Here is an 18091-nt window from a genome sequence, read left to right on the forward strand (position 1 = left end):
CCGGAGGCACCGGTGACCATCCGCATCCTGCCGGCCGTCGGCGACGCCGACGCCGCCCGCGCCCTGACCGCCCTGCTCGCCGGGGTGCCGGACGCGGCCACGGCGCCGCCGGTCGCCGACTCCGCGGCGCTCCTCGACGCGCTGGCCAAGGCCGCGCCGCCGGAGATCGCCGGGCCAGCCGCCGTCGAGGCGCTGCCCGAGGTCGTCCTCGTCCACGAACGCATCGGACCGCTGCCCGCCCTCGACCTGATCCGCGAGGTGGCGCTCCGCTTCCCCGCGGTCGGCGTCGTGCTGCTCACCGCCGACGCGGGGCCCGCGCTGTACTCCGCCGCGATGGACGCGGGCGCCCGCGGCGTCGCCGGGCTGCCGCTCGGCCAGGACGAACTCGCCGCCCGGGTGCGCGCCGCCGCCCAGTGGGCCGCCGGTGTCCGCGTCCACCTCGGCGGCGGCCGGGAGGCTCTGCCCGGACCGGCCGGGACGCTGCTCACCGTCACCGGCGCCAAGGGCGGCACCGGCACCACCGTCACCGCCGTCCAACTCGCCCTCGCCGCCCGCCAGGCGGGCCGCCGGGTCGCCCTCGTCGACCTCGACCTCCAGTCCGGCGACATCGCCTCCTATCTGGACGTCCAGTTCCGCCGCTCGGTCGTCGACCTCGCCGGGATCGCCGACCTCTCCGCCCGGGTGCTGGCCGACGCCATACACGACCACCCCACCGGCCTCGCCCTGCTGCTCGCCCCCGAGGAGGGCGAACGCGGTGAGGAGGTCGACGACCGCGCGGCCCGGCAGATCGTCACCGCGCTGCGCGCCCGCTACGACGTCGTCATCGCCGACTGCGGCTCCCAGATGCAGTCCGCCAACGCCGCCGCCGTCGAACTCGCCGACACCGCCCTGCTGGTCACCACCCCGGACGTGGTCGCGGTACGCGCCGCGAAACGCCAGGTCCGGCTCTGGGACCGGCTGCGGATCCGCAAGGCCGAGTCCACCCTCACCGTCGTCAACCGCCTCACCCGGCACACCGAGATCCAGCCCCCGCTGATCGCCAAGGCCACCGGCACCGCCGTCGCCGCCACCACCGTGCCCGCGGCCTTCAAGGAGCTGCAGCCCTGCGTCGACTCCGGCCGGATGCAGGACCTCGACACCCGCTCCACGGTCCGCGCGGCCCTGTGGGCGCTCGCCGGGGAACTGGGCCTGGTGGCCGCCTCCTCGGGCGTCCCCCGCCTCAAGTCCGGCCACCGCACCCGCCCGTCCCTGACCGGCCGCCGCCGCAAGGCCCTCACCGCCGGGCCCGCCGCGCCGCAGACCGCGCCCGGCCCGGCCGCCCCCGCGGCTCCGGCGGGCCCGGCCGCCCCGTACGAGGAAGGCTGAGCGGGTGGGGCGGCGGCCGGGGCGGGCCCGTTGGGCGGGGAGCGCGGCGCGTGCGGCCCGGTGCGACCGGGGCGGCGCGGGCGGCCCGGGGCGGGCGTGCGGCCCGAGGGGCGCGGCGCGTCCCGTCCGGCGCGGCCCGGTCCGGCGCGCACCGGGCGGTACGGCGCGCCCGGCCGCGCTCTGCCGTGACGCCCGCGCGGCCCGCCGGCTCCGCCACGCCGGGGACCGCGGCCAGGTCACGGTCGAGTTCGTCGGCATGCTCCCGCTGATCTTGCTGGTCCTCGTGCTGCTGTGGCAGTTCGTGCTGGTCGGCTACACCTTCTCGCTCGCCGCGCACGCCGCCGACCAGGGCGCGCGCGCCGCCGTCGCGCTCCGCGGCGGCGGCCCCGGCGCCTGCCGCACCGCCGCCACCGGCGACCTCCCGGACTCCTGGCGCTCCGCCGCCTCCACCACCTGCGCCGCCGACGCCGGACTGTGGCAGGCGACCGTACGCCTCAAGGTCCCGGTCCTCTTCCCGGGCGCGGCCGCCTTCCCCTGGACGGTCAGCGGCACCGCCGGAGCCGTCGACGAGGAGGGGCGATGAGCCGCACCACGCGCCGCGGAACGCACCGTACGGGCCCGGGCCGCCGGGCCCGGCGCACCGATCCGGGATCCGGCGTGCCCGGCGCCGCCCGCGCCCGGGGCGCACGGCCGTCCGCCCGCGCCTCCGACACCGCCCGGGCCCTGGACGCACGGCCGTCCGTCCGCGTCCGCCGCCTCTCCGCCCGCCTCCGCGGACCCGCCCGCGACCGCGGTCAGGCCTCCATCGAATTCCTCGGCTTCCTCCCGCTGCTGCTGATCGTGGCGCTCGCCGTCGTCCAGCTGGGCATCGCCGCGTTCGCCGTGCAGCAGGCCGGTACGGGCGCCCGCGCCGCGGCCCGGACCGCCTCGCTCGACCCGCCGGACCGGCAGCGCGACCCGGCCGCCGCCGGGCGCGCCGCGATGACCGGCTGGGTCGCCGAGCGCGCCCGGATCGGCGTCGGCGGCGCGGGCGACGCGGTCCGCGCCACCACGACCGTCACCCTGCCCTCCCTCATTCCCGGTGTCTCCCTCGGCACCGTCAGCCGCAGCGCGACGATGCCCCGCCCCGCGGCCGCGCACGCACCGGGCGCAGCCCCCGAAGGAGTCCTCGCGCCATGAGCCTCAAAGGCCGGATCGCCGCCCCGGAACCGGAGGGCGAGGCCCGCTCCGACGGGCGGCTGGTCCCCGTCTACCGCGCCAAGCTCCTCCAGGAGATCGACCTCGCGGAGATGTCCGCGCTGACCGCCGCCGAACGCCGCTCCCGGCTGGAGCGCGTCCTCGGCCACATCATCAGCCGCGAGGGCCCGGTCCTCTCCACCGCCGAACGCGATCTGCTGATCCGCCGCGTCGTCGACGAGGCGCTCGGCCTCGGCGTCCTCGAACCGCTCCTGGAGGACGCCTCCATCACCGAGATCATGGTCAACGGCCCCGACCGGATCTACGTCGAACGCCACGGCCGCGTCGAGCCGGTGCCCGTCCGCTTCGCCTCCCACGAACAGCTGATGCAGACCATCGAGCGGATCGTCTCGACCGTCAACCGCCGGGTCGACGAGTCGAACCCGATGGTCGACGCCCGGCTGCCGTCCGGCGAGCGCGTCAACGTCATCATCCCGCCGCTCGCCCTCAATGGCGCCGTCCTCACCATCCGCCGCTTCCCCCGCGCCTACGCGCTCGCCGAACTCCTCGGCATGGGCACCCTCGACGAGCAGACGCTGCTGCTGCTCGCCGCCCTCGTCCGCGCCCGCTTCAACATCGTCGTCTCCGGAGCCACCGGCGCCGGCAAGACCACCCTGCTCAACGCGCTCTCCGGGCTCATCCCGGACGGCGAGCGGATCATCACCGTCGAGGACGCCGCCGAACTCCAGCTCCAGCAGAGCCATGTCATCCGCCTGGAGTCCCGCCCGCCCAACGTCGAGGGCAAGGGCCGCATCACCATCCGCGACCTGGTCCGCAACTCCCTGCGGATGCGCCCCGACCGCATCATCGTCGGCGAGGTCCGCGGCGGCGAGACCCTCGACATGCTCCAGGCGATGTCCACCGGCCACGACGGCTCGCTCGCCACCGTCCACGCCAACAGCGCCGAGGACGCCCTGATGCGGCTCCAGACCCTCGCCTCGATGTCCGACGTCAAGATCCCGTTCGAGGCGCTGCGCGACCAGATCAACAGCGCCGTCGACTGCCTCGTCCAGCTCGGGCGCGGCGCCGACGGCGCCCGCCGCATCACCGAGGTCGCCCTCCTCGACTCCCGCGGCCACCAGGCGTACCGCCTCGCCACCGTCTGCCGCTTCGAGACCGAACCGATGACCGCCGACCGGCAGGTCCACGGCCACCTCCGCCACTTCCCGCTGCCGCGCCGCACCGCCGAACGCCTGCGGATGGCGGGCGAATCCGTGCCGCCCGCCTTCGGCGTCGCCGCCACCGACGACCAGCTCGCCACCCGGGAGGCCCGATGACGCGCGCCCTCGACCCCGCGCTCCTCACCGTCGGCGCCGCCCTGCTCAGCTGCGTCCTCGCGGTCGCCGGGCTCCAGCTCTACGCCTCCGGGCGCGACCGGCGCCGCGCCGTCGTCGACCGGCTCGCCGACGAGCGCCGGCTGCCGGTGACCGGCCGGGGCCGCCGCTTCGCCGCCCTCGACCGCGCGGTCCGCGCCACCCGCTACGGCCACCGCCTGGAGAAACGCCTCGCCGCCACCGGACTCGACGTCACCCCGGGCGAGTTCACCGCCTACCTCGCCGGGACGGTCGTCGCCCTCTGGCTGCTGGCGCACGCCGTCCTCGCCGCGTTCTTCGGGCCGATCGCCGCGCTCACCGCCGTCTGGGCCGCCTTCGCCTTCCTCGACTGGCAGCGCCGCAAGCGCACCGAACGCTTCATCAACCAGCTCCCGGAGCTGTCCCGCATCCTCGCCAACGCCACCCAGGCGGGGCTGGCGCTGCGGACGGCGCTGGGCATGGCCGCCGAGGAGCTGGAGGCGCCGGCGGGTCAGGAACTGGCCAAGGTGTCCGACAAACTCGCCGTCGGCCACTCCGTCGAGGAGGCGCTCGACGAACTCGCCGAACGTCTTCCCTCCCGCGAACTCGTCGTCCTCGTGACCACCCTGGTCCTCGCCAACCGCGCCGGCGGCACCGTCGTCGGCTCGCTGCGCAACCTCACCCGCACCCTGGAGGAGCGCAAGGAGACCCGCCGCGAGGTCCGCACCCAGCTCTCCCAGGTCACCGTCACCGCGTATGTCGTCCCGCTGCTCGGCATCGGCACCCTGCTGCTGATGAACCGCATCGCCCCCGGCGCCATCGACCGGATGACCTCCTCCTTCCTCGGCCAACTCGCCGTCGTCGCCGCCTTCGTCCTCTACGGGCTGGGCTTCTTCCTCATCCGACGGCTCTCCAAGATCGACGTCTAGGGACGGGCAACGCATGGGCACCGGAATCCTGCTGGCGCTGCTCGCCGCGCTGTCCGTCGCGGGCGCCTGCGGCGGCCTCGCGCTCTACCGCCGCGAGGCGAAACTCCCGCCCGACCTCGCCCTCTCCCTGGAGGTCGGCGCCCGCCGCACCACCGCCGTCGGCTCCGCCGTCGACCGTACGGGCATGCGCTACGCGCCGCTGGTGCTGCGGCTGATGGGCCCCGACCGGGTCTCCCGGCTGCGCCGCCGCATCGACCTGGCGGGCAACCCGGGCGGGCTGACCGTGGACCGCTACGCCGCCCGCCGCGCGGTCTACGGCGGGCTCGGGCTGTTCGGCGCGCTGGTGATGTTCCTGCGCGGCCAGCCGCTGCTCGGCGTCCTCATGGTGCTGTTCGCCTGCTTCTGGACCGAGGTCGGCATCCGCGCCGCCATCCGGCAGCGCAAGGACACCATCGAACGGACCCTGCCGGACTTCCTCGACGTCCTCGCCGTCGTCGTCAGCGCGGGGCTCGGTTTCCGCCAGGCCCTCGACCGCGTCGCCGACCGCTACGAAGGCCCCTGGGCGGACGAGCTGCGCATCACGCTGCGCCAGATGGACATGGGCGTCAGCCGCCGGACGGCCTTCGAGGAACTGCGCAAACGCAACGACTCCGAGCAGGTAGCGCAGTTCGTCACCGCCCTCCAGCAGGGCGAGGAGCTGGGCGCGCCGATCGTCGACACGCTCATCCAGATCGCCGACGACATGCGGCGCACCGATGCGCAGAGCGCCCGCCGCCGGGCCGCCCGCGCCGTCCCCAAGGCCACCATGGTCGTCACCACCTTCATGGTCCCGGCGACCATGATCCTGCTGATCGCCGGTTTCTTCCTCGGTTCCGGCACCGATTTCGGCTCCCTGATGGGGAAATGAAAAAGCGCCGACCTGCCGCCGCCGGATTCACCCGGACGCGCCGCGCGCCGCACGCCGGTGACCGGCCCGCCGCCTCGCTCCGGACGCCCGGCGGCGCGCCGCGCTCCGGAGGGGGCGCGCGACCGAAACCGTACGCGACGCGCGACGGCTTGCCGCCAACTCCTTCGCAACAGCAACGAGTTGTGTCACAGTGGAGCCGCCATCGGGGTTCGAGATGTCCCGCGCGGGGACCGCAGGGAGATCGGGGGTGAACGGCGTGCGAGGCGCACCGCTTCCATCACAGACGTCGGTTGGCCGAAACTATTCGCTCCGGCTCCTCGCCGTGTCCTCCAATCAGGTTGGGGTAGGGATTCCCTGTTCCGGGAGCGCCTTCCCGGCGTACTTTTCTCGTGTCGTGACCGCGGAGCTACGCGCCGACACCACGGGGACAGCCCAGCCGGACCAGAGCGGTACGGGGGCCCATGGAGGAGAAGACGATGGCGAAGCGGATCGTGAGGAACGACGACCGGGGGCAGACCTCGATCGAGTACCTCGGCATCATCGCGGTGGTCGTGGCGATCGTCCTGGTGCTGTCCACCACGGATTTCGGCAGTCAGATCGCGAACGCCATCGCCGACAAGATCTCCGAAGTCGTCGGCATCTAGCGGGCCGCGCCCCCGCACCCGCCCCGCCCGGCGCCCCCGCCATGACCGCCCCCGCCGCCCGCCCGCCGCGCGACGCCGGCCAGGCGTTCCCGGTCTACATCGTGGCGGTCGCCGGGCTGCTCTTCCTCGCCCTCGCCTTCTTCGCCGTCGGCCAGGCGGCGGCGAGCCGCGGCGGCGCCCAGACCGCCGCCGACGCCGCCGCCCTCGCCGCCGGCCAGAAGTACCGCGACCGGCTGACGGAGAGCCTCCTCGACGCGCTGCGCTCCGGCGCCGACTGGCGCGATCTGCTGGAGGGCCGCGGCGCCGACTCCCGCACCGCCTGCGACAGCGCCGGCTGGTTCGCCGGCCGCAACGGCGCGGACCTCACCGACTGCACCCCCGACTCCTGGCCCACCTCCTTCGCCGTCCGGGTCCGCTCCCGCGCCGCCGTCGGCCACTCCGTCGTGCCCGGTACGGAGTCCGCCCACGCCGAGGCCGGCGCCACCGCCGTCGTCGAACCCCGCTGCCACGCGGACGCATCCGGCGACACGCCCCCGGCGACCGGACCGCACACCCCCGGCGGGGGAGTACCCTCCTCCACCCCCGGACACGGCACCGGCGACGCCGGCAAGGGAAAGGGGAAGCACGACCCCGACGGCACGGACGACGCCCCCCTCCCCGGGCTCGTCTGCGACGGAAAGGCATGGCACCTGGTCCCCGGCGACCTGCACGACGGCCGCGGACTGCCCGGGGCCACCGACCTGTTCGCCGTCCGGCTCGCCCGATGACCGCGCCGCCGGTCCCGGGCACGGCCGACCGCCCACCGAACCGCTGACGACCGAAGGACTGGCACCCATGAGCATGCGGCGCACGACGAAAGCCGCCCGAGGAGCGGTCGCCACGGCCGTCGCGGTCGGCCTGGCGCTGTTCGTCGCCGGCTGCGGAGGCGGTGACGCCGGGGGAGGCCGGACGGACGACCGGGCCCCGGCCCGCAACACCGGTTCCGCAACCGCCGAGCCCACCGCCCCCGCCGCCGACGTCGACAAGGTCATCGGAGAGATGAAGGGCCCGGAGGGCGTCACCGTCACCCTGCACTCCGTCGTCCGCGACTCCGGTGGCTTCGTCACCGTCAACGGCACCGTCGCCAACCACGGCACCCGCGTCTTCAACGCCATCGACTGGCGCTCCAACGAATCCGAACTCCGCTCCCGCTCCTCCCTCTCCGGCGCCACCCTCGTCGACAAGGCGGGCAAGAAGCGCTACCTCGTGCTCCGCGACACCGATGGCGAATGCCTGTGCACCACGGGCCTGAGCGGGCTGCGGCCCGGTGAGAGCCGCCCGGTCTTCGCGCAGTTCCCCGCCCCGCCCGCCAAGGTCACCGAGGTCGACTTCCAGCTCCCGACGATGCCGCCCGCCGACGTACGGATCACGGAGTGACCGCGACCATGCCCGCGACGCACCCGCCCCGCCCCCATCCGACCGGCACCCGGCCCGCCGGCACCCATCCGCCGCGCGCCGCCCGCACCGGGCGCGCCGTCCTCGCCGCCGCCCTGCTGCTCGCCACCGGGCTCGCCGCCCCCGCCGCCCACGCCGACACCCCGCCCGGCCTGACCGAGGACACCACCCCGCCGGTCGCCATCGACGGCCGCGACCCCGATCTGCGGATGGTGCAGGGCGCCACGCTGGCCCCGGCGAAGGTCCTCAACATCAAGTCCGTCGTGGAGACCGACGACGGCGCCGAACGCCGTCAGGACACCAACGACAACGTGACGTTCGCGCTCCAGGCGGAGGTGCTGTTCGGCAAGGACAGCGCCGACCTGAACGACGACGCGCGCTCCCGGATCGCCGCCATCGCCGACGAGGTCACCGCGCAACACGCCAAGAAGCTGCGGGTCTTCGGCTTCACCGACAACCTCGGCGCCGCCTCCCACGGCCTGACCCTCTCCCGCCAGCGCGCCGGCGCCGTCCAGCGTCGCCTCGCCAAGGACCTCGGCTCCGGCATCACCTTCGAGATCCGCGGCTACGGCGAGCAGTACCCGATCGCGGACAACTCCACGGAGGAGGGCCGCAAGAAGAACCGCCGGGTGGAGGTCAGCTTCCCGCGGGAGGGGTGAGGGGCGGAGCTCCGGGAGGGCCGAACTCTCAGGAAGCCTCCCGGAAAGCCGCGAGGCCTGACGGGTGCCCCGCCGCGGCGCCCGTCACCTCCCCGCCTCGGCCCTACGAGTCCGCTTCCCCCGTACGGACCGTCAGTTGGACGCCTTCGCGCAGTCCCCACCCGGCCATCGCCCCGGCCGACGCCTCCAGGACGTGCCGGGCGCGCGGCCGCGGCATCCCCAGCCGGCCCGGCGGCATGGTGCGCACCGCGAGCACCCGCAACGTGCGGTCGAGGTAGGCGACATCGATCGCGAACCGCATCCCGAAGGTGTGCACCCCGCTCGCCGGCGTCAGCAGCAGTGCGCCCGCCACGCCGTCCCGGCCCAGCAGCCCCCGCCTGCGGGCCCGGTAGGACGCGGCGATCTCCACCGCTACCGGCAGATCCGCCCCGTACACCGTCCCCGTACCGTCCCGCCAACGCGCCATGGCCGCCGTTCTACCAGCCGGCCGCCCGGGACGGCACGGGCGGCCGGGGCCCGCACGGTCGTGATCGCGCGCCTCGCACCGTCCCAACGGCCCACCGGCCTGGTCGGCGCCGTCGCACCGGCCAGGCCCGCGTCACCCCGCGGGCCCGGCCCGGCCCGCACCGTCCCGCCCCGCAGGCCCGGCCTCGCACCTCACCCCGCCCGCCGGTCCCGCCCGGTCTCCGTGCCCGGACCCGTCCCCCGCCCGCTCCGCGCGCTCTATCGTCATCGGGTGTCCCCGACGCTGATCCTCATCGCCGCCGTCTACGGTGCCGCCGCCGGAGTGCTGCTGCCCCGGCCCGTCCACCGGCTGAGCGTCGAACCGGACCGTGACCGGCGTACCGACTGCCCCGGGGGCCACCCCCTCACCGGCCCGGCCCGGGGCTGGCTGGGCACCTCCCGCTGCCGGCCGTGCGACGCCGCGTACGGGCCGGGGGCGGGCGTCACCGCCGCCGTCACCGCGCTGGTCTGCGCGGCGCTCGCCGCCGCCACCGGGCCCCGCCCGGAACTCGCCGCATGGCTGCTGATGGCGCCGGTCGCGGTTCTCCTCGCCGCCGTCGACCTACGGGTGCGCCGCCTGCCGGACGCCCTGACGGCGGCGCTCGCCGTGCTCGCCGCCGCCGGGCTGGGCGCCGCCGCCCTGCTCGGCGGCGCGGCCGGTTCCTGGCGCCGCGCGGTCCTCGGCGGGCTGCTGCTCGGCGGCTGCTACCTGCTGCTCTTCGTCGCCAACCCGAGCGGTATCGGCCTCGGCGACGCCAAGCTGGCGGTCGGCCTCGGCACCGCCCTGGGCTGGTACGGCTGGCACACCCTGCTCACCGGCGCCGCCGCGGGCATCGTGCTCGGCGCGCTGCGAGGCTGCTGGCTGCTGCTCGCCGGGCGGCGGCAGGAGCCCATGCCGCTCGGCCCGTACCTGATCGCCGGGGCACTCTGCGGGCTGCTCCCGGCGGCCGCCGCTGCCGCCTGACGAGGGCGTCCGCGCAGGGTCCGCCCGGCTCGGGAAGCCGTCCCGGCGGCGGCGGTGCGCCCCGGCGCGCGACCGGGGCACACCGGGTTCTCCGATGTTGCGCACACCACAGGGCTCATGGGGTTATGGTGGAAGCCCCCCCTCGGGCCGGTCCGTATCCCCCCCACGGACCGGCCCGCTTTTCGTTGCGGACTTCTTGCAGGTCGCCGGGGCTTTCTCACGGCTGTGCCCCGGTGCGTCGCGCCGCTCCCGGCGCACGGCGGGCTCACACGGCACACGGGGGCGCACACGGTCTCCCGGCCAAGGGACCGGACCGGCCCGGACGCCCGGAACCCCGGACCCCGCCCACCCGGCCGCACTCAGCTCCGGCGGGCCCAGATGTTCACCCCGTCGGTGGTCTGCGCGAACTCGTCGATCTCCGACAGCTCCGTCTCCGTCAGCTCCGGAGCGCCCAGCGCCGCGATGTTCGCCTCCAGCTGCGCCACGCTGCTCGCCCCGATCAGCGCCGACGTCATCCGCGGATCCCGCAGCACCCAGCCCAGCGCCAGCTGCGCCAGCGACTGACCCCGGCGGGCGGCGATCTCGTTGAGCCCCCGCAGCCGCCGCACCACGTCCTCGGAGAGCAGCCCGGGGTCGAGCGACTTGCCCAGCGAGGCGCGCGAGCCCTCCGGGACGCCGTGCAGGTACTTGTCGGTGAGCAGCCCCTGCGCGAGCGGCGCGAACGAGATGCAGCCCATGCCCTCGCTCTCCAGGGTGTCCAGCAGCCCGTCGTCCTCGGTCCAGCGGTTGATCATCGAGTACGACGGCTGGTGGATCAGCGCCGGAACGCCCAGCCCGCGCAGGATCCGCGCCGCCTCCCGGGTCTGCTCGGAGCTGTACGAGGAGATTCCGGCGTAGAGCGCCTTCCCCTGGCGGACGGCGGACGCGAGGGCGCCCATCGTCTCCTCCAGCGGGGTTTCCGGGTCGAAGCGGTGCGAGTAGAAAATATCGACGTAATCGACGCCCATCCGCTTCAGTGAGGCATCGAGCGAGGAGAGGAGATATTTCCGCGAACCCCATTCGCCGTACGGGCCGGGATGCATCCGATATCCCGCTTTGGTCGAGAGAATGATCTCGTCGCGGTGGTGCCGGAAGTCCTGGGCGAAGATCTTCCCGAAGTTCAGCTCGGCGGATCCGGGCGGCGGACCGTAGTTGTTGGCCAGGTCGAAGTGGGTCACGCCCAGGTCGAAGGCACGGCGCAGGATCGCGCGCTGCGAGGCCAAGGTGCGGTCGTCACCGAAGTTGTGCCAGAGTCCCAGGGAGATGGCCGGAAGTTTCAGGCCGCTGCGCCCGGTGCGCCGGTACTCCATGGAGTCGTAGCGCGAATCCGCGGCGCGGTACGGAGAAGAATCAGTCATGGTCAACTCCCTATCACGGTCCTCACAGACACCTGATGCGGCCATCGACACGCCCGAGACGTAAAGTTATGGCCTTAGGCGACGGGGCGACCGCCAATGGGCACGGAGGGGCTGGTCCACACTCATGCTGCGATCTTCGGGGATGCGTATCCCGTATCCGCAGGCACTGCGGAATCTGGTCTACCGGCTGTATGCACGGCGGGTCGAGGGCCGGCTGGACCACAGCCAGGCGCCCAAGCACATCGGCGTCATCCTCGACGGCAACCGCCGCTGGGCGCGGGCCGACGGCCGGACGCCCGAGCAGGGCCACCAGGCCGGCGCCGCCAAGATCGGCGAAATGCTGGGCTGGTGCGCCGAGACCGATGTCGAGGTGGTCACGCTCTGGCTGCTGTCGACCGACAACCTCGACCGGCCCGAGGCCGAGCTGACGCCGCTGCTCGGCATCATCGAGAACACCGTGCGCGATCTCGCCGCCGACGGCCGCTGGCGCGTCCACCACGTCGGCAACCGCGATCTGCTGCCGTCGGACACCCAGATCGTCCTCAAGCAGGCGGAGGAGGACACCGTCGACAACACCGGCATCCTGGTGAACGTCGCCGTCGGGTACGGCGGGCGCCAGGAGATCGCCGACGCGGTCCGCTCGCTCCTCCTGGAACACGCCGACCGCGGCACCTCCTTCGAGGAGCTGGCCGAGACCGTCGACATCGACCTCATCTCCAAGCACCTCTACACCAGCGGCCAGCCCGATCCGGACCTGGTGATCCGCACCAGCGGCGAGCAGCGGCTGTCCGGATTCATGCTCTGGCAGTCGGCGCACTCCGAGTACTACTTCTGCGAAGTCTTCTGGCCGGCCTTCCGGAAGGTCGACTTCCTGCGCGCGCTCCGCGACTTCGCGGCCCGCAACCGGCGTTACGGCTTCTAGCTCGCCGCATTCCGCTTCCGGCCCGCCTCATCCCGTATGACCGGGTACGTCCCCGCAGCGGACGGCCCGGAACGCCGCCGGCCCCGGATTCTCCCGCGCCCCGGTCACCCCAGGTGGTGACCGGGGCGCGCTCGTACGCGGCGCGCGTCACCCAAGGTTCACCGCCTGTGCGCCCGCGCGCCGGGCATGGGCGGAGCCCAACGCGGGAAGGTTCCTGGCAGGTCGGCGTCCGGAATCAGACACGGGCGCCGTATCTCAGCGGACGGCATGGGGCCGTCCGCCCGGGAGGCCCTTTGCGCATCACGGAGGCCCGTGCGACCCGCACGGACGACGCGGAGGGCCGGTGTTCGGCCCGCGCAGCGCGGCCAGAACCCGGTCCTGTCCCCCGCGACGCCGTCGCACCCCGACCTCATCCGAGGGGGTTCGTCCACCCGTGGTGAACAGCAACAAGCGCCGTGAGAGCGGCCGGCACACCTACGTCCTCGACACCAGCGTCCTGCTGGCCGATCCAGGCGCCATGTCCCGCTTCGACGAGCACGAGGTCGTCCTGCCGGTCGTGGTGGTCACGGAGCTGGAGGCCAAGAGGCACCATCCAGAGCTGGGGTATTTCGCGCGGCAGGCGCTGCGCCTGCTGGACGAGTACCGCGTGCGGTTCGGGCGGCTGGACGCGCCCCTGCCCATCGGCGATCTGGGCGGCACCCTCAGAGTCGAACTCAACCACTCCGACCCGGGGATCCTGCCCGCCGCGTTCTGGAACGGCCACAGCCGCGTCGGCGACAACGACGCACGGATCCTCGCCGTCGCCCGCAACCTCCAGGCCGAGGGGTACGACGTCACGGTCGTCTCGAAGGACCTGCCGATGCGGATCAAGGCGTCGTCCGTCGGGCTGCTCGCCGAGGAGTACCGCGCCGAACTCGCCGTCACCGACTCCGGCTGGACGGGCATGAGCGAGGTCGCCGTCACCGCCGAGCAGGTCGACGCACTCTTCGCCGACGAGGTCGCGCACGTCCCGGAGGCCGACGGGCTGCCCGTCCACACCGGGCTCGTCCTCCAGTCGGAGCGCGGCAAGGCGCTGGGCCGGGTCACCGAGGACGGCGCGGTGCGGCTGGTGCGCGGCGACCGCGAGGCGTTCGGCATCCACGGCCGCAGCGCCGAACAGCGCATCGCCCTGGACCTCCTGCTCGACCAGGAGGTCGGCATCGTCTCCATGGGCGGCCGGGCCGGCACGGGCAAGTCGGCGCTGGCGCTCTGCGCCGGGCTGGAGGCGGTGCTGGAGCGCCGTCAGCACCGCAAGGTGATGGTCTTCCGGCCGCTGTACGCGGTGGGCGGGCAGGAGCTGGGCTATCTGCCGGGCAGCGAGTCCGAGAAGATGAGCCCCTGGGCGCAGGCGGTCTTCGACACGCTCTCCGCGGTGACGAGCAAGGAGGTCATCGAGGAGGTCGTGGAGCGCGGCATGCTGGAGGTGCTGCCGCTCACCCACATCCGCGGCCGGTCGCTGCACGACGCGTTCGTCATCGTCGACGAGGCCCAGTCCCTGGAGCGGAACGTCCTGCTGACGGTGCTCTCCCGGATCGGCGCCAACTCCCGGGTGGTGCTCACGCATGACGTCGCGCAGCGGGACAACCTGCGGGTCGGACGGCACGACGGAGTGGTCGCCGTGGTGGAGAAGCTGAAGGGGCACCCGCTCTTCGCCCACGTCACGCTGACCCGCTCGGAGCGCTCGCCGATCGCCGCGCTGGTGACCGAAATGCTGGAGGACGGGAGCATCTGACCCGGTGTGTACGACGGGACGCCGTCCGGAGAAGCCAAGGAGCTTAGCCGGGCGGCGTTCTGATGCGCGGGAATATCCGGGATTCTCAGGGGGCAAACCGGGTGTGAGCTTTCACACCCGGTGGAGAATTGATTCCCGGTGGCCCCGTCGGGCAGAGTCTGGGTCCTGTCAGGCCCCGCATACGGCACCACCAGCATCCCCAGAGGTGCGGCACCACCCGAACTTCATAGCGAACCGCCGTATGCCGCCCGAGCACCACGCGGACCCCGAGGGGGACGTACCGGGCCCGTGCCTCCCGTGACCAGCCACCCCCGCCGCTCAACAGGGGGCGGAACAAGGGAAGCCAGCGCCAGGGGCACGATTGCGTCCGCGAGGTCACCTATGCGGGCGATGCTGGAAGGAAAACGTGTGAGCCGGATTTCGGTCCGGGGATTCGCCGTGGCCTCCGCCACCGCGGTCACCACCGTCGGCGCCGTTGTCGGCGTCGCTGCAGGCAACCAGCCCGGTCTGGACAACACCCAGGCCGCGGCAGCCGATGCGACGATCGCCGACCTCCCCGCGGGCCAGCAGGCCCAGGTGCAGACGGCTTCCCTGACGCAGCAGGCGGACGACCAGTCCACCCAGGCCGATGCGGCAGCCCTCAAGTCCGCGCAGGAGTCGGCACGCAAGGCCGCCGCGCAGACCGCGCAGGAGAAGAAGGACGCCGCGGACGAGGCGAAGGCCAAGGCCGACGCCGAGGAGCGCAAGAAGAAGCTGGAGGTGTCGCGTTCCGCGACCCGTGACGCCAGCGACTTCGTCGCCAAGGGTTCCTACACGGTTGCTGAGACGCAGGCCATCGCGCGACAGATGGTCCCGGCCGATCAGTTCCAGTGCTTCAGCAACATCGTGAACCACGAGTCCACCTGGAACTACCAGGCCACCAACGCCTCCTCCGGCGCGTACGGTCTCGTCCAGGCGCTCCCCGGCTCCAAGATGGCCTCCGCGGGCGCCGACTGGCAGACCAACCCGGCCACCCAGATCAAGTGGGGCCTGAACTACATGAACAGCCGGTACGGCAGCCCCTGTGGCGCCTGGAGCTTCTGGCAGGCCAACAGCTGGTACTAGGCCGTACCTCGCCGGCCCCCGGCAGTACCGCACGTACACCCGAAACCCCCGACCGCGTCAGCGTCGGGGGTTTCGTGCGTCCCGCACAGGTAACGTCGTCCCGTCAGGTGTGGGGGGCGGGAGGGGAAGAGGAACGACATGTCCAGATTGCCTCAATGGGTCGGTGGCCTCGGCGCCGGTCTGACGCGGCTCGCGCAGCGGCTGGAGGAACAGCGCCGCCGGGCGGAAGCCGCTGCGGCGGCCGAGAGCGCCGTGGCGGCCGAGGACGCGGAGGCGCTGCGGCGTGACGGGAGTCCCCGGCCCCCGGACGGCAGGGCCCCCTCCGGGGCCGCGGGTCCGGAGCCCGAAGGTCCTGCCGCGGGGAAGGAGTCCGCGGAGCCCGTGGCGGAGGCGGCCGCCGGGCCCGCCGCGGCCGCCGGGCCGGAGCCGGTGGCGCCGGCGGTGGCGGCGTCCGGGAGCACCGTGTCGTCGCCCGACGTGGAGGCGGGCCGGGCGGCTGCCTCCGTGCCCGCACCGCCCGCCTACGCACCGGCCGTCGCCGCGCGGCCCGATCCGGCGTCCGCGGTGCCGTGGGGGGTGCGGGTCGCGGCCGAGGCGGGGTGGCGGCTGCTGGTGCTCGCCGGGACGCTCTGGGTGCTGGCCCAGGTCATCACCACGATCGAGCTGGTCGTCCTGGCCTTCGTCGCGGCGCTGCTGATCACCGCGCTGCTGCAGCCGACGGTGGCCTGGCTGCGGCGCCGGGGGCTGCCGCGCGGCTTCGCCACCGCGCTGGCGTTCATCGGCGGCTTCGTGATCATGGGGCTGGTCGGCTGGTTCGTCGTCTGGCAGGTGCAGGCCAACATCGACTCGGTCTCCGACCGGATCCAGGAGGGCATCACCGAGCTGAAGGGCTGGCTGCTCAAGAGCCCGTTCCATGTGACCGAGGGCCAGATCAACAACATCGCCAAGAACCTTCAGGACGCGGTCGGAGCCAACACCGAGGCGATCACCTCCGCCGGTCTGGAGGGCGTCACCGTCGTCCTGGAGGTGTTCACCGGCATCCTGCTGGCGATGTTCACCACGCTCTTCCTGCTCTACGACGGCCGGCGGATCTGGGAGTGGGTGCTGAAGCTGGTGCCGTTCGCCGCCCGGGAGGGCGTGGCGGGCGCCGGGCCGCGTGCCTGGCGGACGCTGACCGCTTATGTGCGCGGCACGGTGCTGGTCGCGATGATCGACGCGTTCTTCATCGGCATCGGGCTGTACTTCCTCAAGGTGCCGCTGGCCGTGCCGCTCGCGGTCTTCATCTTCCTGTTCGCCTTCATCCCGCTGATCGGCGCGGTCGTCTCGGGCGCGCTGGCCTGTGTCGTCGCGCTCGTCACCCAGGGCATGTTCACCGCGCTGATGGTGCTCGCGGTGGTGCTGGCGGTCCAGCAGATCGAGGGCCACATCCTGCAGCCGTTCATCCTGGGCCGGGCGGTCCGGGTCCATCCGCTCGCGGTGATCCTCTCGGTGGCGGCGGGCGGTCTGATCGCCGGGATCGGCGGTGCGGTGGTCGCCGTTCCGCTGGTCGCGGTCACCAACACCGTCGTCGGCTACCTCCGTTCGTACTCCCTGGAACAGGCGGTACGGATGGCGCCGCAGCCGCGCGGGGCCACGGCGATCGGGGTGGCGCCGACGCCGGTGCGACGGCCGCCGGGGGAGTGACCGGCCGCTCCGCAGACGTGCGAAAGCCCCGTGAACCGGTCGGTTCACGGGGCTTTCGCGGTGTGCGCGGGCGGATTACTCCGCCAGGGCGGCCTCGGCGTCGAGGGTGGCGCCGACGGCCTGGAGGACGGCGGCGATCTTGACGGCCTCCTGGATCGTCTCGCGGTCCACACCGGCCTTGCGGAGCACCTGCTCGTGCGAGTCGAGGCACATACCGCAGCCGTTGATGGCCGAGACGGCCAGCGACCACAGCTCGAAGTCGACCTTGTCCACGCCCGGGTTGCCGATGACGTTCATCCGCAGACCGGCGCGCATCGTGCCGTACTCCGGGTCCGACAGCAGGTGCCGGGTCCGGTAGAACACGTTGTTCATCGCCATGATGGCGGCGGCGGACTTGGCGGCCTGGTACGCCTCGGGGGAGAGGTTGGCCTTGGCCTCCGGCTCCAGCTCGCGGAGCACCTTCGGCGAGCGCGAGGCGATCGCGCAGGCCAGGACGGTGCCCCACAGCTGCTGCTGCGGGAGGTCGCTGTTGCCGATGACCGAGCCGAGGTTCAGCTTCAGGTCCTTGGCGAAGTCCGGGACTGCGGACTTCAGTTCATCGAGAGCCATGAGGGATCAGCTCACTCGCCCGAGAGCAGCGCGACCGGGTCGAGGGTCTCGTCGCCCTTGGACCAGTTGCAGGGGCACAGCTCGTCGGTCTGCAGGGCGTCGAGGACCCGCAGGACCTCCTTGGGGTTACGGCCCACGGAACCGGCGGTCACCATCGTGAACTGGATCTCGTTGTTCTGGTCGACGATGAAGACGGCGCGCTGCGCGAAGCCGTCCTCGCCCTCGATGCCGAGGTCACGCATGAGCTCGTGCTTCGAGTCGGCCAGCATCGGGAAGGGCAGGTCGGTCAGGTCCGGGTGGTCCTTGCGCCAGGCGTGGTGCACGAACTCGGAGTCGCCGGAGAAGCCGAGGATCTGGGCGTCACGGTCGGCGAACTCGTCGTTCAGCTTGCCGAAGGCGGCGATCTCGGTGGGGCACACGAAGGTGAAGTCCTTCGGCCACGCGAAGACGATCTTCCACTTGCCTTCGTAGGTCTTGTGGTTGATCTGCTCGAACTCCTTGCCGGACTCGAGCGAAACGCAGGCGGTCAGGTCGAACTCGGGGAACTTGTCACCGACAGTGAGCACGCGCTCTCCTTGCAACACCGGAAGTCCCATTTGGGACGTTCCTTGAGGGTTGGACGGATAGCACAGTGCCATACGGAGCATTGATCAGGGAAATAGCCAGAGTTG

The 18091-nt window shown here is 73.2% G+C and carries 19 protein-coding genes; 15 read left to right on the forward strand and 4 right to left on the reverse strand.

Features of this window, described 5'->3' with window-relative positions; genetic code table 11:
• Nucleotides 1–12: 12 nt before the first annotated feature.
• The 10 genes from ABT345_RS19840 (at nucleotide 13) to ABT345_RS19880 (ending at nucleotide 8466) form a co-directional block, all read left to right on the forward strand.
• Nucleotides 13–1365 carry a CpaE/TadZ family protein gene (locus ABT345_RS19840; RefSeq protein ID WP_425584435.1) on the forward strand — a complete coding sequence of 451 codons (1353 nt, stop codon included), beginning with the start codon at nucleotides 13–15 and terminating at the stop codon, nucleotides 1363–1365.
• Nucleotides 1366–1621: 256 nt separating this feature from the next.
• The gene (locus ABT345_RS33265; RefSeq protein WP_386460756.1) at nucleotides 1622–1948 is read left to right on the forward strand and encodes a pilus assembly protein; all 327 of its coding nucleotides are present in this window, start codon (nucleotides 1622–1624) and stop codon (nucleotides 1946–1948) included.
• Complete coding sequence (locus ABT345_RS19845; RefSeq protein WP_345092371.1) at nucleotides 1945–2544, forward strand: TadE family protein; 600 nt, start codon at nucleotides 1945–1947, stop codon at nucleotides 2542–2544. Before ABT345_RS33265 ends, ABT345_RS19845 begins: the two co-directional genes overlap by 4 nt.
• Nucleotides 2541–3878: a TadA family conjugal transfer-associated ATPase gene (locus tag ABT345_RS19850; RefSeq protein WP_345092368.1), complete on the forward strand. Its 1338-nt coding sequence runs from the start codon at nucleotides 2541–2543 to the stop codon at nucleotides 3876–3878. The genes ABT345_RS19845 and ABT345_RS19850 overlap by 4 nt, the downstream gene beginning before the upstream one ends.
• Complete coding sequence (locus tag ABT345_RS19855; RefSeq protein ID WP_345092365.1) at nucleotides 3875–4822, forward strand: type II secretion system F family protein; 948 nt, start codon at nucleotides 3875–3877, stop codon at nucleotides 4820–4822. Before ABT345_RS19850 ends, ABT345_RS19855 begins: the two co-directional genes overlap by 4 nt.
• Nucleotides 4823–4835: 13 nt before the next feature.
• Nucleotides 4836–5729, forward strand: coding sequence for a DUF5936 domain-containing protein (locus ABT345_RS19860; RefSeq protein ID WP_345092362.1), 894 nt, complete (start codon nucleotides 4836–4838; stop codon nucleotides 5727–5729).
• Between the two features lie 476 nt (nucleotides 5730–6205).
• A complete protein-coding gene (locus ABT345_RS19865) occupies nucleotides 6206–6373 on the forward strand; it encodes a membrane protein (RefSeq protein ID WP_030287944.1) in 168 nt (55 codons plus the stop codon).
• Nucleotides 6374–6414: 41 nt separating this feature from the next.
• Nucleotides 6415–7140 carry a pilus assembly protein TadG-related protein gene (locus ABT345_RS19870; protein WP_345092356.1) on the forward strand — a complete coding sequence of 242 codons (726 nt, stop codon included), beginning with the start codon at nucleotides 6415–6417 and terminating at the stop codon, nucleotides 7138–7140.
• A 67-nt stretch (nucleotides 7141–7207) separates the two neighbouring features.
• Nucleotides 7208–7789 (forward strand): hypothetical protein, encoded by a 582-nt coding sequence (locus ABT345_RS19875; protein ID WP_345092353.1) that lies wholly within the window; start codon nucleotides 7208–7210, stop codon nucleotides 7787–7789.
• Nucleotides 7790–7797: 8 nt separating this feature from the next.
• On the forward strand, nucleotides 7798–8466 hold the full coding sequence (locus ABT345_RS19880) for an OmpA family protein (RefSeq protein WP_345092350.1): 669 nt from the start codon (nucleotides 7798–7800) through the stop codon (nucleotides 8464–8466).
• A 103-nt stretch (nucleotides 8467–8569) separates the two neighbouring features.
• Here the strand turns inward: ABT345_RS19880 and ABT345_RS19885 are convergent, their stop codons facing one another.
• Complete coding sequence (locus ABT345_RS19885; RefSeq protein WP_345092347.1) at nucleotides 8570–8932, reverse strand: DUF192 domain-containing protein; 363 nt, start codon at nucleotides 8930–8932, stop codon at nucleotides 8570–8572.
• Between the two features lie 270 nt (nucleotides 8933–9202).
• Here ABT345_RS19885 and ABT345_RS19890 point away from each other — a divergent pair, with 270 nt between their 5' ends.
• A complete protein-coding gene (locus ABT345_RS19890; RefSeq protein WP_345092344.1) occupies nucleotides 9203–9934 on the forward strand; it encodes a prepilin peptidase in 732 nt (243 codons plus the stop codon).
• Between the two features lie 359 nt (nucleotides 9935–10293).
• Here the strand turns inward: ABT345_RS19890 and mgrA are convergent, their stop codons facing one another.
• The gene (mgrA, locus tag ABT345_RS19895; RefSeq protein ID WP_345092341.1) at nucleotides 10294–11331 is read right to left on the reverse strand and encodes an L-glyceraldehyde 3-phosphate reductase; all 1038 of its coding nucleotides are present in this window, start codon (nucleotides 11329–11331) and stop codon (nucleotides 10294–10296) included.
• Between the two features lie 142 nt (nucleotides 11332–11473).
• On the opposite strand from mgrA, the gene ABT345_RS19900 reads away from it, so the two are divergent.
• The 4 genes from ABT345_RS19900 to ABT345_RS19915 all read left to right on the forward strand — a co-directional run bounded on the left by ABT345_RS19900 (nucleotide 11474) and on the right by ABT345_RS19915 (nucleotide 16811).
• Entirely contained in the window at nucleotides 11474–12253 is a 780-nt protein-coding gene (locus tag ABT345_RS19900) for an isoprenyl transferase (protein WP_345092338.1), read from the forward strand.
• 433 nt (nucleotides 12254–12686) lie between these two features.
• Entirely contained in the window at nucleotides 12687–14024 is a 1338-nt protein-coding gene (gene phoH2 / locus ABT345_RS19905) for an RNA 5'-3' helicase PhoH2 (RefSeq protein ID WP_030287957.1), read from the forward strand.
• Nucleotides 14025–14432: 408 nt separating this feature from the next.
• Nucleotides 14433–15128, forward strand: a complete 696-nt coding sequence (locus tag ABT345_RS19910; protein WP_417833791.1) for an aggregation-promoting factor C-terminal-like domain-containing protein — start codon at nucleotides 14433–14435, stop codon at nucleotides 15126–15128.
• 138 nt (nucleotides 15129–15266) lie between these two features.
• Nucleotides 15267–16811 carry an AI-2E family transporter gene (locus ABT345_RS19915; protein WP_345092330.1) on the forward strand — a complete coding sequence of 515 codons (1545 nt, stop codon included), beginning with the start codon at nucleotides 15267–15269 and terminating at the stop codon, nucleotides 16809–16811.
• Between the two features lie 75 nt (nucleotides 16812–16886).
• Here the strand turns inward: ABT345_RS19915 and ABT345_RS19920 are convergent, their stop codons facing one another.
• Nucleotides 16887–17420, reverse strand: a complete 534-nt coding sequence (locus tag ABT345_RS19920) for an alkyl hydroperoxide reductase (RefSeq protein WP_030287967.1) — start codon at nucleotides 17418–17420, stop codon at nucleotides 16887–16889.
• A gap of 11 nt (nucleotides 17421–17431) precedes the next feature.
• Nucleotides 17432–17986: a peroxiredoxin gene (locus tag ABT345_RS19925; protein ID WP_030287969.1), complete on the reverse strand. Its 555-nt coding sequence runs from the start codon at nucleotides 17984–17986 to the stop codon at nucleotides 17432–17434.
• Nucleotides 17987–18091 lie beyond the last annotated feature (105 nt).

Source organism: Streptomyces sp. NPDC000404, assembly GCF_040300365.1.
GTDB lineage: Bacteria > Actinomycetota > Actinomycetes > Streptomycetales > Streptomycetaceae > Streptomyces > Streptomyces ramulosus.